Annotated in this window: 19 protein-coding genes and 1 tRNA gene; 1 reads left to right on the top strand and 19 read right to left on the bottom strand. The window is 53.3% G+C overall.

The annotated features are described in order from the left end of the window. Positions 1 to 45 precede the first annotated feature (45 nt). Positions 46 to 136: transfer RNA gene (locus CODIS_RS18250), tRNA-Ser, on the bottom strand. 50 nt (positions 137 to 186) lie between these two features. Next, positions 187 to 720, bottom strand: a complete 534-nt coding sequence (locus CODIS_RS18255; RefSeq protein WP_235615279.1) for an aminoacyl-tRNA deacylase — start codon at positions 718 to 720, stop codon at positions 187 to 189. 215 nt (positions 721 to 935) lie between these two features. Between CODIS_RS18255 and CODIS_RS18260 the strand changes: the two genes are divergently transcribed. Continuing rightward, positions 936 to 1,763: a class I SAM-dependent methyltransferase gene (locus CODIS_RS18260; protein WP_069127947.1), complete on the top strand. Its 828-nt coding sequence runs from the start codon at positions 936 to 938 to the stop codon at positions 1,761 to 1,763. Positions 1,764 to 1,767: 4 nt separating this feature from the next. Here the strand turns inward: CODIS_RS18260 and mobB are convergent, their stop codons facing one another. The 17 genes from mobB to CODIS_RS21455 all read right to left on the bottom strand — a co-directional run bounded on the left by mobB (position 1,768) and on the right by CODIS_RS21455 (position 14,466). After that, a complete protein-coding gene (gene mobB, locus CODIS_RS18265; RefSeq protein ID WP_069127950.1) occupies positions 1,768 to 2,328 on the bottom strand; it encodes a molybdopterin-guanine dinucleotide biosynthesis protein B in 561 nt (186 codons plus the stop codon). Next, positions 2,315 to 2,722, bottom strand: coding sequence for a DUF2802 domain-containing protein (locus CODIS_RS18270; RefSeq protein ID WP_083220901.1), 408 nt, complete (start codon positions 2,720 to 2,722; stop codon positions 2,315 to 2,317). The genes mobB and CODIS_RS18270 overlap by 14 nt, the downstream gene beginning before the upstream one ends. 33 nt (positions 2,723 to 2,755) lie before the next feature. Beyond that, positions 2,756 to 2,929 (bottom strand): hypothetical protein, encoded by a 174-nt coding sequence (locus tag CODIS_RS21065; RefSeq protein ID WP_154723202.1) that lies wholly within the window; start codon positions 2,927 to 2,929, stop codon positions 2,756 to 2,758. 207 nt (positions 2,930 to 3,136) lie between these two features. Continuing rightward, positions 3,137 to 3,619 carry a chemotaxis protein CheW gene (locus tag CODIS_RS18275; protein WP_069127952.1) on the bottom strand — a complete coding sequence of 161 codons (483 nt, stop codon included), beginning with the start codon at positions 3,617 to 3,619 and terminating at the stop codon, positions 3,137 to 3,139. 36 nt (positions 3,620 to 3,655) lie between these two features. After that, positions 3,656 to 4,048 carry a chemotaxis protein CheW gene (locus CODIS_RS18280; protein WP_162420282.1) on the bottom strand — a complete coding sequence of 131 codons (393 nt, stop codon included), beginning with the start codon at positions 4,046 to 4,048 and terminating at the stop codon, positions 3,656 to 3,658. Between the two features lie 9 nt (positions 4,049 to 4,057). Further along, positions 4,058 to 4,345 (bottom strand): hypothetical protein, encoded by a 288-nt coding sequence (locus CODIS_RS18285; protein WP_069127957.1) that lies wholly within the window; start codon positions 4,343 to 4,345, stop codon positions 4,058 to 4,060. After that, complete coding sequence (locus CODIS_RS18290; RefSeq protein WP_069127960.1) at positions 4,342 to 5,145, bottom strand: ParA family protein; 804 nt, start codon at positions 5,143 to 5,145, stop codon at positions 4,342 to 4,344. Before CODIS_RS18290 ends, CODIS_RS18285 begins: the two co-directional genes overlap by 4 nt. Next, the gene (gene motD, locus CODIS_RS18295) at positions 5,142 to 5,978 is read right to left on the bottom strand and encodes a flagellar motor protein MotD (RefSeq protein WP_069127964.1); all 837 of its coding nucleotides are present in this window, start codon (positions 5,976 to 5,978) and stop codon (positions 5,142 to 5,144) included. Before motD ends, CODIS_RS18290 begins: the two co-directional genes overlap by 4 nt. Then, a complete protein-coding gene (locus CODIS_RS18300) occupies positions 5,975 to 6,721 on the bottom strand; it encodes a flagellar motor protein (RefSeq protein ID WP_069127968.1) in 747 nt (248 codons plus the stop codon). The genes motD and CODIS_RS18300 overlap by 4 nt, the downstream gene beginning before the upstream one ends. 98 nt (positions 6,722 to 6,819) lie before the next feature. After that, a complete protein-coding gene (locus CODIS_RS18305) occupies positions 6,820 to 7,878 on the bottom strand; it encodes a protein-glutamate methylesterase/protein-glutamine glutaminase (RefSeq protein WP_069127971.1) in 1,059 nt (352 codons plus the stop codon). A gap of 126 nt (positions 7,879 to 8,004) precedes the next feature. After that, on the bottom strand, positions 8,005 to 10,308 hold the full coding sequence (locus tag CODIS_RS18310) for a chemotaxis protein CheA (protein ID WP_069127975.1): 2,304 nt from the start codon (positions 10,306 to 10,308) through the stop codon (positions 8,005 to 8,007). A 71-nt stretch (positions 10,309 to 10,379) separates the two neighbouring features. Continuing rightward, positions 10,380 to 11,114 (bottom strand): protein phosphatase CheZ, encoded by a 735-nt coding sequence (locus CODIS_RS18315; RefSeq protein ID WP_069127978.1) that lies wholly within the window; start codon positions 11,112 to 11,114, stop codon positions 10,380 to 10,382. Between the two features lie 25 nt (positions 11,115 to 11,139). After that, positions 11,140 to 11,511, bottom strand: a complete 372-nt coding sequence (gene cheY, locus CODIS_RS18320) for a chemotaxis response regulator CheY (protein ID WP_442871396.1) — start codon at positions 11,509 to 11,511, stop codon at positions 11,140 to 11,142. A gap of 67 nt (positions 11,512 to 11,578) precedes the next feature. Then, complete coding sequence (locus CODIS_RS18325; protein ID WP_069128100.1) at positions 11,579 to 12,325, bottom strand: RNA polymerase sigma factor FliA; 747 nt, start codon at positions 12,323 to 12,325, stop codon at positions 11,579 to 11,581. A gap of 2 nt (positions 12,326 to 12,327) precedes the next feature. Then, the gene (locus tag CODIS_RS18330; RefSeq protein ID WP_069127982.1) at positions 12,328 to 13,209 is read right to left on the bottom strand and encodes a MinD/ParA family ATP-binding protein; all 882 of its coding nucleotides are present in this window, start codon (positions 13,207 to 13,209) and stop codon (positions 12,328 to 12,330) included. Further along, the gene (locus CODIS_RS21450) at positions 13,196 to 13,798 is read right to left on the bottom strand and encodes a flagellar biosynthesis protein FlhF (RefSeq protein WP_235615282.1); all 603 of its coding nucleotides are present in this window, start codon (positions 13,796 to 13,798) and stop codon (positions 13,196 to 13,198) included. Before CODIS_RS21450 ends, CODIS_RS18330 begins: the two co-directional genes overlap by 14 nt. After that, positions 13,750 to 14,466, bottom strand: coding sequence for a flagellar biosynthesis protein FlhF (locus tag CODIS_RS21455; RefSeq protein ID WP_235615283.1), 717 nt, complete (start codon positions 14,464 to 14,466; stop codon positions 13,750 to 13,752). Before CODIS_RS21455 ends, CODIS_RS21450 begins: the two co-directional genes overlap by 49 nt. Between the last annotated feature and the right edge of the window lie 257 nt (positions 14,467 to 14,723).

Consider the following 14,723-nt stretch of genomic DNA (forward strand, 5'->3'; position numbering starts at 1 on the left):
CCTATCCGCCAAATAAAAGGGGGCCCTGTTGGGCCCCCTTTTATTTGGCGGAGAGAGAGGGATTCGAACCCTCGATACGCTATTAACGTATACACACTTTCCAGGCGTGCTCCTTCAGCCACTCGGACATCTCTCCGGATTTTTGGAGGCGCAAGATTAAACCAGTTCCTCTCCGGAATCAAATGGCTAAAGGTGTCTGCTGAATTCGGCGACGATGGCCTCGGACTCTAATTCTCTGAATTTGTCGACACTGATGTGGATCAGTTTGCCGTGGTCGCCGGACTCGAAGTATAGATCAGGCTGCTTCAGCAAGCTGGCGTCAACCAGGGTCTCGATGCCATAGGGCATGCCTGTTGGCGGTACCGCGCCGGTCTCGCAATCGGCGAAGGCCTGCTGCAGCTCATCCTCGGAAATCAGACTGAGTTTACGGCCTGTCAGCTGCTTCAACTGCTCCAGCTCCAATCGATGTGTCGCGGGAATAACCGCAAGCAGATAGCTCTCGTCATCTCCGAGCAAGACCGATTTGGCCATTCTGTCGCCGGGTATATGGGCCGCTTCAGCGGTATGCAGGGTGGAGTCGGTCCGCCGATGATCGATGACGTCGAAACTGACGCCTTGGTTTTGCAGATACTCTCTGAGTGTAATTGCTATTGCCATTTCCTCACCTCTTTTTATCTCTCCCTGATGCTCGGCCTTCGAAGGCTCGTGCATCTGATTCATATTATTTTCCAGTTACTTATAATATCTTTCAGTCTATACGAAGACGTGATCACAGAAAGTGTGAAAAGCGCGCGGCCGGAGGTCTTCTGTCAATCCGGGTTGCGTCTGTTTTTTAGGACTCTATTTAGGAGTATAGTTCGCCGGTCAACAGCAATGACGTTTCTGCAGATCTGCTTTTTGAACACCGGCATCACCTGACCAAGTAACGAATCACCATGGCGAAAAGAAAGAAAAAATCCCCCTCGATGGCAAAATCGGCCGATCGTCACCACCTCTATGAACTCTCTGTGCAATGCGCGGAGGCCGAAATCGATTTCGTGGATGACACCTACAAGAAAATACAGGGTCGCAGGGCGAAACGTCTGAGGGAGGATTTCTGCGGTACCGCGAATGTCTGTTGCGAATGGGTGCGGCGACGCAAATCCAATCATGCTATCGGGATCGATCTGGATAAAGAGGTGCTCGATTGGGGTCGGGATAATCAACTGCAGAGACTGAAATCGTCACAGCAGAAACGAATCAGATTAATCGAGGATAATGTCCTCTCGGCAGAAACCGAGCCGATGCAGATCATATCCGCCATGAATTTCAGCTATTGGCTGTTTAAAGAGCGTACGGCGCTGAAAAACTATTTTCAGCGGGTCCATGGTCAACTGGCCGAAGACGGTATCCTGTTTATGGATGCCTATGGGGGTTATGACTCCTACAAAGAGATCGAGGAGGAGCGGGAGATCGAGGATGGCGACACCCTGTTCACCTACATCTGGGAACAGGAGAAGTATGACCCCATCAGCGGCAACCTGATCTGTCACATACATTTTGAGTTTGAGGACGGCTCACGCATGGAGCGCGCATTCAGTTACGACTGGCGTCTGTGGAGTTTGCCGGAGATCCATGAACTGCTGAATGAGGTGGGATTCAGCAAAGTGACATTCTACTGGCAGGGATTCGATGATGATGGCGAACCCGACGGTGTGTTTCTACCTGTCCGCGAAGGCGAGGCGGATGCCGGATGGATCTGTTACATCACCGCCGAAAAGTAACCGCCTAACCCGCTTTAAAATCTCTCTCGACTGAGCTGAAACGCGCACAATAATCACAAATAAAGTCGGCAATGGCCGACGCATCGTTAAGATCGAGTTGGGGCAGCGCAGTCTCCTCGCCGATCCCATTATCGCTGGCAATGGCGATAATTGACGCATCGGCCGGAAACAGCAGGGGTTTACGCAGGGTCCTGCGATGTAATTCTATCTTGGGAAACGCCAAATGCCGAAAGCCCTCGACCAATACCAGATCCAATTCACTGCAATCGAGTCGTGTCAGTAACTCCTTCAGTACCGGCTCACACTCTTTCGGTTCATCCACCATCAATGCCCAGTGGCGGGAAGTGGCGAGCAGTACCCGACCGGCACCCGCCTTGCGCAATTCATAGCTATCCTTTCCCGGCTGGTCGACTTCGACCTGGTGATGGGCATGCTTTATCACCCCCAGCCTCAAACCGGCATCACGCAACAGGGGTATCAGTTCTCTCAGCAGGGTGGTCTTTCCGGTGCCGCTATAGGCAGCGAAACCAAGCAGGGGTACCGGACAGGGGTCAGGCGTCTTCACGTTTTATGCCGTGGATCATGATAATCAGATCGGCGGCATCCCGGCTGATCCCCAGTTCAGAGACAAGCTGTTCGGGACCGGCTCCGGCATGCACCATGCGGATGGCATCACTGTATGGGGGTTCGCCCTGGTGACTGCTCTGTTCGATATTTTCCTGGCGCTCTTCCAGGTCTCTGCCATGGCGCTCCAAGCGGTTCACGCGCTTATCGACACCGACGGCACTGGAACAGAGCGCACTGACTGTCTGCTTTAATGTATCGATTTCCCGCCGAAGCTGTTCGTAGGACTCGCGTCGATTTCGTTCAAATATCAAAAAGACAACCACCAGCACCAACAACAGCAGCACAATCGGCAGAAGACCAAACCAAAAGAGTGTCGCATCACTACCCGTCATACCTGTCATCCTTAGCGGGGCAGAGGAGGAGTGTCAGGCATACTCATCGATGTGCGGCTTTCCATCATCCTCATTTTTTTTCGGTTTCCTCTGCTGTCTCTGTTTACGTTCATCTGCAGGCCTGGGGCGTTCACGTCGCAACGGCGGCTTGGCTGGCTTCACCGGAGTCAGGGGAATAAGAGGATTTTGGTCTCCAATCTCAGGCATGTTTGGCTTCCTTTTCGAAATCTAACCGTTTTCGCCTCTTGCGCTGTCGATCACTAGGTAGAATAGCCGAAAATCGCTTCCAGGGACAAAGTCCTGCTTAGCCCGTTACTGTTAAAAAGCCCATCATTGCAGGGAAATGCAATAAGTAATTAGGAAATTCGACCCTGTATGGATACCGGTTGTTCAATATCCGATGCGCGACAGAGATCAATACATGCTGATCTCCTGCCACTCCTCATCTGTCAGCAGTTTATTGAGATCGACCAGGATCAGCAGTCTGTCCTCTTGTGTCGCCACACCCTGAATATAGCGTGAACTCTCTTCGGTACCCACATTCGGTGCCGGATCGATATCCGTTTCACGCAGTTCGACCACTTCGGCTACAGCGTCAACCAAAATACCTACAACCTGTTTTTCAGACTCGATGACAATGATGCGGCTGGCGTCATCCACTTCCTTGGTGGGTAGCCCAAACCGGGTGCGGGTATCGATGACGGTCACAACATTACCGCGCAGATTGATGATACCCAGAACATAAGGCGGCGCGCCGGGTACGGGAGCGATCTCAGTAATACGAAGCACCTCCTGCACTTGCATTACATTGATGCCGTAGACCTCTTCCATCAAAATGAATGTAACAAACTGAATCAGCGGACCACCACCGGCCTCTTCATCGTCTTCAATAGTCATGCTTAAACCTCATAACGATATCACTCTAGGGCCTGTTCAGCCGGCGAGCATATTCAAGATCCCGTCAACATCCAGCAACACACTCAACTCCTGTATGATAATACCTGCATACCAGGGTCTTATCCCACTGCCGGAACGCCACCGAACTTCCTCCTTATCCACCATTAGCGTATTGCAGATGGTGTCTACCGCCAGTGCTCTCTGTCCATCACCGATCAGCAACAGGTGTTGTGGTCTGACAGCGCTACTCTCATCCAATCTTTCCGGCATCAACAATCTGGCGCTGTTAACGACTACGACCTTTTCTTCCCTGTTGACGATGACGCCCAACGACCAGGCTGGCTGTCCCGGCAATTGACTTGCCTCTCCCGCAAAGGGGAGTATCCCCCTTAGTGATGAGAGCGGAATCCCCAATTTGATTCCATTCACCTCGAACAACTATACCTGAAACGCATCTTCAACCCAGTCCGGTTTATTGGGCTCAAGCGAAGTTTCAGCCCCACCGGACGTCGGCTCCGATATTGTTGTCAGCGTAGATTCAGTATGCCTGTCATAGTTGATATCGGCATCGGGCAACGGCTCTTTAACCTCCACCTGGGGAGGCGTGACCGTCAAATCATCGATCTCTGACAACAGCGTATCGAGATAGCTTTTCAGTGCAGTATCAGGCTCTGCAATCTTGCTGACCGGCTGCGGCGGCTGAGACTGCCTGACCCGCCGATTCATGTGGCGACACCTGCTTGGATTACCGGCTCTTCACCTTCATCGAGCAGGTCGCGCAACAATCTTTCATAGGCTGCGACTCCCCGGCTCTGTGGCGCGAACAGTGCCGGTGGAATGCCGGCCTTGCTGGCTTCTCTGAAGAGCGTATCCACCGGGATCAGGCTGTGCCAAACACGTCCCGGATAGCTCTCCCGCATCACCCGGAGGCTGTCTATGGATGCCCGGGTACGCCGATCGAACATGGTGGGTACAACAAGGTATGGCAGAGGCACATGCCTTGATTTCATGACCATTTCCAGGGTGTGCAACATCCTTTCCAATCCCTTGAGGGCGAGAAATTCGGTCTGCACTGGAATGATCAGCTGCTCACAGGCCGCCATGGCATTGATCATTAAAACCCCGAGTATCGGCGGACAGTCGAGAATGACATGATCGTATCGGTTCTCCAGTTGAGCCAGTGCCTGCTTGATCACCAAACCCATGCCATCCAGTTTTCCCGCCTGACGGTCGAGGGTGGCCAGCGCCATCTCCGCGGGCATCAGATCCAGCCCGTCCGTACCTGTCGGATAGATCAGGCTGAGGGGATCCACATGGCTTTTTTGCGCCACAGCTTTAAACAGGCTGTAGACACTCTCATCCAATCCATCCGGATCGTAGCGAAAATAGCTGGTCAGGGATCCGTGTGGATCGATATCCAGCAATAGCGTCCGCATACCCCATTGGGACAACATGCCGCCCAATGAGACGGTGGTGGTGGTCTTTCCCACCCCGCCCTTCTGATTGGCTACGGTCCAGACCTTCATTGGCCACCTGTGGGGAGATCGATAACCCGGTCCTCACCGCCGTTCATTCCCATGATAATCAGGGAAACCCGGCGATTTTTCGCCCTCCCCGACTCTGTCCCGTTATCCGCAACCGGCCGATGCTCCGCATATCCCACCGCCGACAGGCGCTGCGCCCCGATTCCCATGCGTGTCATGAGATGGACCACGCTTGCCGCACGGGCAGCGGACAGCTCCCAGTTTGAAGGAAACTCCTTGGTGCTGATGGGACGATTGTCCGTATTGCCTTCGACCTGTATCTGGTTGGGTACGGTATTCAACACCCGGCTGATACTTCTGAGTGCATTCACAGCCTCTCGCGAAAGATGGGCGCTGGCACTGGGAAACAGCATTTTGTCCTTCATGTTGACGATCACCCGGTCCTCGGTGAAACTGACGTCAACCAGTTCCTGGTCGACATAGTCACTCAACATATCCTCGATGGTGGCAGCAAGAAAACTGAGACGTTGCGTCTCGTTGCTGGGCATCTTGTCCATAACCAGGCCCGGATCCTGGTAGGTACCTGGCCCTTGAGTCTGTTCGGTCTGGATCAGGGCGTTATCCTGGTCTAAACCTGCCATATTGCCTGAATTGCGATTGATTTCACCGACCTGTATCGGATCGACACTGCGACTGTTTTCCTGAAAGGCTTCTGTGAGGGTTTGCGAGAGTACCCTGTATTTGCCTTCGTTGACCGAGGAAATCGAGTACATGACCACGAAAAAGGCGAACAGCAGGGTAATGAAATCGGCATATGAGACGATCCATCGCTCATGATTGACATGTTCCTGTTTACGTTTACGCCGCTTGCTCATTGGAGAAAGCCCTTAAGCTTGGTCTCAATACTGCAGGGATTGTCGCCTTCAGCAATGCCGATCACACCCTCGATGACCATCTCTCGGAATTTGGCGATGTTCTCAGACTGGGTTTTCAATTTTGCCGCAATGGGCAGCAAAAACAGATTAGCCAGTCCGACGCCATAGATAGTTGCTACGAATGCAGTGGCGATACCGCTGCCCAGTTTGCTCGGGTCCGCCAGATTCTGCATGACATGGATAAGGCCCATGACCGCACCGATAATACCGATCGTGGGAGAATAGCCCCCCATACCTTCGTAGACCTTGGCCGCCTGGATATCGTGCTGTTCGCTTGCGTCCACTTCCATTTCCAGTATATCCCGCAAGCTCTCGGGTTCACTACCGTCAACAAGCAGTTGCATGCCTTTACGGATGAAAGGATCGGGTTCTTCGTCCGCAATGGTCTCCAATCCCAGTAAACCCTCTTTTCTGGCGATATTGCTCCATGCCACCAGCTTCTCAATGGTTGCGCGCATATCCAGTCTGGCAGGCAAGAATACGCGGCCGGAGAGACGCAGTGCATGCAAAAAAACCGGTACCGGTGTCTGCAGCAATATGGCTCCGATGGTGCCGCCGGTCACGATCACCATGGCCGGGCCATTGACCAGAGAGTCTATATGACCGCCCTCCAGCCAATTGCCGCCCAGTATCGCGAGAAATGCGATGATAATTCCGATAAAACTAAGAAAGTCGAGTCTCATAACACTCTCATCGGCACAAAATTCCTATTATTAACCCTGCTCATCATGCTCATTGTTCTATCTGCCATCAGGGCCTGTTTGGTTAGCGTACACAGGTCCTAGGATATCCTCGCCAATAGCGGCCCAATCTCATCAAGCGCCACTACCCGGTCAGACAGACCGGCTTTTTCGACAGCCTGGGGCATGCCGTAGACTACACAACTCTGTTGATCCTGACTCCATAGACTTGAACCCGCCAGTTTCAACTTTTTGGCGCCCTGCAAACCATCCGCCCCCATCCCGGTCAGGATCACGCCCAAGGCCCGCTCACGGTAGCTTTCGGCGACCGAAGAGAGCATCAAATCGACACTGGGATGGTAAATCTGGCCGGGCAGCGGATCGGTAATCCGCACCTGGTATTGTGAGGGCCCGCGCTCCACTTTCAGCTGCTTGCCACCCGGGGCGATCAGACATTGACCTGCGATCAGCATGTCTCGATCGGTTGCCTCTTTGACTTTGATTGAACACACGGTATTCAATCGTTCCGCGTATGCACCGGTGAAGCTGCCAGGCATATGTACCGCCACGACAATCGGTAATGGATAGTTGCGCGGTAATGTGCTTAATACCTGGCGCAATGCCACCGGTCCACCCGTGGATGCGCCGATTGCCAGAAGCTCCGGTTTCCGTCCGGCGGTAACCGAAGAAGGTGTCAATTTGAACGTGCGACTGGCGTGAGAGTGGCTGCCGAGGACGCTTCGCACACTGCTCAGTCGTGATTGACCTACCGCCCTGACACGCTCCAGCAGCTGTTTGTTGGCCTCTTCCACACCACTGCCGAGATTACTCATATCCTTGGGCAGAAAATCCATTGCCCCCGCATCCAAAGCGTCCAACGTCTCCTTGGCACCCTCCTTTGTCAGGGCGGAGAACATAAGGATTCGTGTCGGCGTCTCCGCCATGATCTTGCGTACCGCAGAGATACCATCAACGACGGGCATCTCCACATCCATGGTTATCACATCGGGCTTCAGTCGCCGGGCGCGCTCAATGGCTTCCTTGCCGTCTGCTGCAATACCGACGATCTCGATATCATCCGCCTGCGACAATGCCGCAGTGATCCGGTTTCGAAAGAAAGCTGAATCATCAACAATCAGTACTTTCAGTTTGGCGCCCATTATCCGATTTTTCACTCTTTTCGCTTTGACTGTGAGCAGGGCTGCCGGCCATCTTGCTCGTTCCCTTTAAGCTCAACTGAAACGGCCTGGATGCATTCGGGCCTGTTAACACTATTCCAATCGGCCCTAATACTTCTTGGCATACTTGCGCATCAAACCGGGCACATCCACGATCAGGGCTATTTTACCGTCACCGGTGATTGTGGCGCCGGCCATACCGTCCAGGCCTTGCAGAAGTGCGCCGAGTGGTTTGATCACAACCTCTTCCTGACCGATCAGGTGGTCGACTACCAGACCGACCTGGATATTTCCTACATTGACGATCACAACATGTCCATTTGACCTGTCTTCATCACTGATCGGTTTGTCCGGAATCAACCAGTTACGCAGATAAAAGAGTGGCAGAGCACGTTCGCGAACCATGATAGTCAGCTGGCCATCCACCACATTGGTGCGTTTCAGATTGAGATTGAATATTTCAACCACACTGGCCAGGGGCAGCGCGAAGGGTTGCTGTCCCAAGACCACCATCAACGTGGGCAGTATTGCCAGCGTCAGGGGCAGTTTGATGATAATGATGCTGCCCTGGCCCCATTCGGAATCGATCTCAACCGAACCGTTCATCTGGGCAATCCGGGTCTTCACCACATCCATGCCGACACCACGCCCCGAGACGTCGGAAATCTCGGTTTTTGTGGAAAATCCAGGTGCAAAAATAAGATTGAAACACTCCTTGTCGTCAAGACGGGCGGCCGCCTCGCTATCCATCATGCCTTTCTCGACAGCCTTTTTACGCAGCACTTCCGGATCCATGCCTTTACCGTCATCGGCGATGGAAAGAAGAATGTGGTCACCTTCCTGGGCAGCGGACAATACAACCCTGCCCCGCCTCGGTTTGCCTTTCTCCTCACGTTCATCCGGCAGCTCGATGCCATGATCAACCGAATTGCGTACCAGATGGACCAGGGGATCGGCCAAGGCCTCGACAAGGTTTTTATCAAGATCGGTCTCCTCACCCACCATTTCGAGATCGATCTCTTTTTTCAGACTCCGCGCCAGATCACGCACCACCCGGGGAAAGCGCCCGAAGACCTTTTTAATCGGCTGCATCCGTGTCTTCATGACCGCCAATTGCAGGTCGGAAGTCACCACATCCAGATTACCCACCGCGTTGGCCACATCCTCATCGTTCATGGTGGCCTTCAGTGTCGCCAGTCGGTTACGCACCAGCACCAGCTCACCCACCATATTCATAATATCGTCGAGCCTTTGGGTATCCACACGGACAGAGGTTTCGGCTGCAGGCTTGCTGGCGGCAGTCTTGGGTTGCTTGGGCGCTGCTTTCGGTTTCGCCTCTGCGGCAGCTTTTTTGGCTGGCTTGGCTTTTGCCTTAGCCGCCGGCTTTTTCGCTGGTTTGGCCGTGCTCTTAGGGGGTGCCTTTTGTGCCGGCTGTTCCGCTTTTTTATCCTTGGCCGCGTCATCCGTCTTAATCTTGTTCGGATCAAATTTCCCCGAACCGTGGATCTGGTCCAGTAGATCCTCAAACTCATCTTCGGAGATTTCGTCGTCACCAACAGGGGGTTTATCCGATACTTTCGGTTTGACCGTATCCTTGGCGGGCGCTTGCTCCGCGCTCAGCTTATCAGGGCTGAATTTGCCCTCACCATGTATCTCATCGAGCAGGGCCTCGAATTCGTCCTCTGAGATGTCGTCGGATGCCGCAGGTTTTTCTGCCTTGGTTTGTGCCGGCGGCTTGCCGGTGAATTTGCCCTTGCCGTGCAACTCATCCAGCAGATCTTCAAACTCATCCTCTGTGATATTGTCGTCTTTGCCGGCTGGGGCGGGTTCCTGGATGGCATCCAGAAGTGTTTCGAACTCGTTATCACTGATCTCATCGGATGAGGATTGTTTTTTCACCGCAGGTGGTTCGGGCTGCGCCGTCACCTCTGCATCGGCTACTGGCGCCTGTTCGTCCTGAGTGACTGCTTCAACTGACGCTTCAACCTCTTCCTCTTCCTCCTCAACCTCTTCCTCTTCGCCTTCCGGTACGGCATAACCGTTGAGTCGCTCGATCAGACCCCGGTCCGCGTGTTCCGGCATAACGCCTTCGCGCACCTGCTCGAACATGGCATTGACAATATCAAGCACTTCGAGCACGGAGTCCATTAAATCCGGACCCACACTGCGTTGCCCCTGGCGCAGTATATTGAAGACATCCTCAGCCCGGTGGCAAACCTCCACCAAGGGATCTATTGATAGAAACCCGGCACCACCCTTAATGGTGTGAAAGCCTCGAAAAACGGCATTCAGCAGATCGAAATCATCAGGTTGCTGCTCCAGATCCACTAACTGCTCACTAAGCAGCTCAAGTATCTCTCCAGCCTCGACCAGAAAATCCTGAAGGATTTCGTCGTTGACATCGATGCTCATCTAATGCTCCCGGTAGATCACCGAACTTTACCGATTGTTGTTGAAATCTATATCGGTCCTTACCTGTATAACTAAAATCCCAGGCTGGAGAGCAGATCGTCCACATCGTCCTGACTTGTCACTTGGTCTCCCTGATCCAGCCCTGGAATAGCCGGTCCTGCAAGCTCTTCTTTAGCGTCTTTTTTCTGATCAGGATCGTCCAGCTTGCTTCCGGTAATACGCACCAGCATGACAAGTTTCTCTTCAACATCATGGACCAGGGTGATGACCTTGCGAATGATTTGACCAGTGAGATCCTGAAAATCCTGAGCCAACAGCACTTCCGAAAGGTTTTTATGCAGCTCACCGGCATCCGTCCCGGTACTTTGCAAAAAACTCGAAAGGGTGCTGCTAAGCTCCTTGAAATCATCTTTATCGAGCAGTCGGGAACGCAGTTTGTCCCACTGCTCCGCGAGTTCTGCAGACTGTTGTTCGATCTTCTCAATCAGCGGGATACTCTGTTCAACCGCTGTCAAGGTGCGATTTGCGGATTGCTCGGTCATGGTAATGACATAGGTGAGCCGTTCCTTGGCATCGGGTATCTCCACATTCGTCATGTCAGAGATACGGGCATCGAGCAGGAAGCCGTTTATGGCATCATGCAGTTCACGTGTGAGACGACCCACCTCTTGAAACAGGTCATCATTTTTCTCTGCCGACGTCAGACTTGAAATCAAACGCTCGGATTCCGCATCATCACCGGCTTCCAGGCTGATAACGAGGGACTTTGCAATCTCTAATCGTTGTTGGTTATCTGGTTGTCCCATTTTCTACTCCTGGCCCAGTCTCAACTTAACCCACGCGTTCGAAGATCTTATTGATCTTCTCTTCCAAGGTCGTGGCGGTGAATGGTTTGACGACATAGCCATTCACACCTGCCTGCGCCGCTTCTATGATCTGCTCTCGTTTCGACTCCGCCGTCACCATCAATACCGGCAATGCGGCCAACTTATCATCGGCCCTGACGGCTTTCAGCAGATCGATGCCGGTCATCCCCGGCATATTCCAGTCTGAAACGAGAAAATCGAAATTCCCGCTCTGTAACATAGGTAGCGCGGTAAGACCATCATCCGCTTCCTGGGTGTTGTTAAACCCAAGATCGCGCAATAGATTCTTGATAATTCGCCGCATGGTGGAAAAATCGTCCACAATGAGGATCTTCATATTCTTGTCCAATGCTACCTCCATCCTGTTACCGCTGATAACCAGTCAGCAGATCACAGGCCAACCATTACTCTTCGTCATGTACCAATGAGAGCCAATCCGTCAAACGCGACCGCAAACGCAGTGTGGCCTGACTGTGTATTTGGCAAACCCTGGACTCACTGACACCCAGTACGTGCCCTATTTCACGAAGATTCATCTCATCATCGTAATACATGGCAATAACCAGCCGTTCGCGATCAGGCAAACCGGCAATTGCTTCCGCCAATGCCTTCTTGAAGGCATCTTTCTGCAAACCGTCAAACGGAGTATCTGCTGGCCCATCCCGTGCAACGGGAAAGCCATCACTCACTGCAGTCAACTCATCCAGACTGAATATGCGGCATCCTGTCGAATCCCGCAGAATCTGGTGATACTCCTCCAGGCTCATGCCCAAGGCCTCGGCCACTTCCACATCACGTGCGTCTCGGCCTTCATTGTTCTCGATTTCCCTCATCGCCTCTGCAACCATGCGTGCCTTGCGATGAACAGAACGTGGCGTCCAGTCACTGCGCCGGATCTCGTCCAGCATTGCGCCGCGAATGCGGATACCCGCATAGGTCTCAAAACTGGCGCCCTGCGTGGGATCATAGTTTCTACTCGCCTCGAGCAGACCCAGCATCCCCGCCTGAATCAGATCATCCGCCTGAACATTCGGTGGCAGCCGGTTCATCAAGTGATAGGCAATCCTTTTCACCAGTCCGGCGTGCTGATCCACCAGATCATCAAAGTTCTGTTGTTGCTGCATGGCGGTGTATGTCGCTAAACCGCTCACCGTCATATCTCCCCGTATTGGCTAGAAAATTGGATCAATCGCTCGACGAAAAACTGCAAATCACCGCTGACACCTGAGGGTACAGGCCAGTTATCGGCCTTTTTGGCCAAATTCTTGAATGCCTGTGATACCCGTGAGCGCGGATAGGCCTCGACAACGGGCTTTTGACTTCTTACAGCTTTCCGCAGTTGTTCGTCATATGGGATGCTGCCCATATAGTTCAGCATAACGTCCAGGTATTGATCGGTTACCCGGCACATTTTATTGTAAAGGTCCCGCCCCTCCTGCACGCTCTTCACCATATTCGCCAGGATGCGGAAACGACTGATTCCGTGTTCCCGGTTCAGTAACTTGATAATTGCATAAGCGTCCGTGATGGATGCAGGCTCATCACATACCACAACAATCTGTTCCTGTGCCGCACGACTGAAACTGATCACCAGATCGGAAATGCCGGCAGCCGTGTCGATCAACAAAACGTCCACATCATTGGCCACTTCGCTGAAGGCATGGATCAAACCGGCATTCTCGGCGGGTGTCATTTCAGCCATATGCTGGATACCGGAGGCGCCAGGCACAACCCTCATACCTTTGGGCCCGGTCACCATGACATCTTCCAGAGTGCATTCACCCTGCATGACGTGGGAGAGATTTCGCTCCGCATGCAAACCGAGGATCACATCCAGGTTTGCCAGTCCCAGATCGGCATCAAGCAGCATTACCCGACGGCCGAGTTCGGCGAAGGCAACGCCCAGATTGGCTGATATGCTGGTTTTACCAACCCCCCCTTTACCACCGGTGACCGCAATCACTCTCACTGGTTCCGGGTTGATCATCCTGCGTAATCCTGTCGCCTGATCTTCGATCTGTTCAGACATGTGCATAGTCATTCATTCCCCCGAAAGCCATCGCCAGATACTCCTCATCTGGACTGCTGCCCATCAGCTCGGACAACTCCACTGCCTGTTTCATCAACCTGTCTGCATGGGCGTTTTGAATATCCTCCGGTACCCGCTGACCGTCCGTCACGAAGGCCAGCGGCAGTTTTGCTTCGAGAGCGGCGGACAACACGCCCCCGAGCGAGGCGGCCTCATCCATCTTGGTCAGGATGACACCAATAGGTTTTACGATATTGAACGCTTGGATTGCATGACTCAGGGCCGAGCGTTGGGTGGTTGCGGAGAGGGTCAACAAAGAATTAACGGGATGATTACCCTTGTGCAGCAGCGCCAGGCGCTCTGTCAGCTTGAGGTCTCTCTGTCCCATACCGGCGGTATCTATCAAAACCAAACGTTTTTCCGCGAAGGCATGCAGGGCATTGTTGAGCTCTTCCGGCGAGGTGACGCTGCGAACCGGCACATCCAGGATTCGACCATAGTTTTGTAGCTGCTCCTGAGCGCCGATCCGGTAACTGTCGGCCGAAATCAGGGCGAGATGGCGATTGCCGTGACGCAGGCAGAATCTGGCAGCCAACTTGGCAATGGTACGCCGGTTGGTCCCACCAACGCTAGGGTGCCGCCTTCATCGAGCAAGTCCTTTTTTATAACCGGTATTTCTGCACCGAGCTGGGTCAAGGCCTGGCGCCATGCTTGTTCGGGTGTTTCGGCATCTTCCACACGATATGCCAGTTCCTTGCAGTGACCCGTATCCAGTCCCAGTGCCATCAGTCGGCGGATTAAATCCTGTGTCTGGGGTCGACGATGCCCAAGGTCGCGCCAAGTCAACTCAGAGAGTTCGTTCTCCATCATCCGACGCAATGCCTGCATCTCCCGGCGCATCTCTCTCAATACCGGATCCTGACTCCATTCGACCCGGGGCTGCTCCTGTATCGGACTTGATTTGGTGTCTTGATAATCTTGCTTGGGTTTTACAGATTGTTCGACATCGCTGCTGGTTGCATAGGCTGTCCTGGCCGCAGCAGACAGGGTCGTGCTGTCTTCAGACAGTGATTGGGATGCGGGTTCGATGGCGGTTGGCTGGGTAGCATTGAATGCGGATTCGTCATAATCCGCCGCGGCCACCAGCTCTATCCCGCCCTGCACGTTCTTGTTGGAGAGAATGACAGCGTCCGCACCCAGCACCTCTCGCACCTGGCGCAGAGCCTGCCGCATGTCAGAGGCAAAAAAACGTCGTATCTTCATAGTCCGCTATCCCCGGCGGTCACTCTGGGTCGAGCTTGCGCCTGTCAACCTGCCTATCCACTCTCCGGCTTTATTATTACGCTACCGGTCTCAGCCAGTACTGCATTGAAGCCGATCGCTCCCATCAGGGGCTCAACACAATAACCGCAATAACTGTTCCAATCCTGAACACGTCATGAATGGCAAGATTTTTTACCTTTAATACAACAGGTTGGAAGGACAGCTAGATATAGACGCTGTAACGGCGGCGCTCAAGC

Origin of the sequence: Candidatus Thiodiazotropha endolucinida, from assembly GCF_001715975.1 — a bacterium.
GTDB lineage: Bacteria > Pseudomonadota > Gammaproteobacteria > Chromatiales > Chromatiaceae > Thiodiazotropha > Thiodiazotropha endolucinida.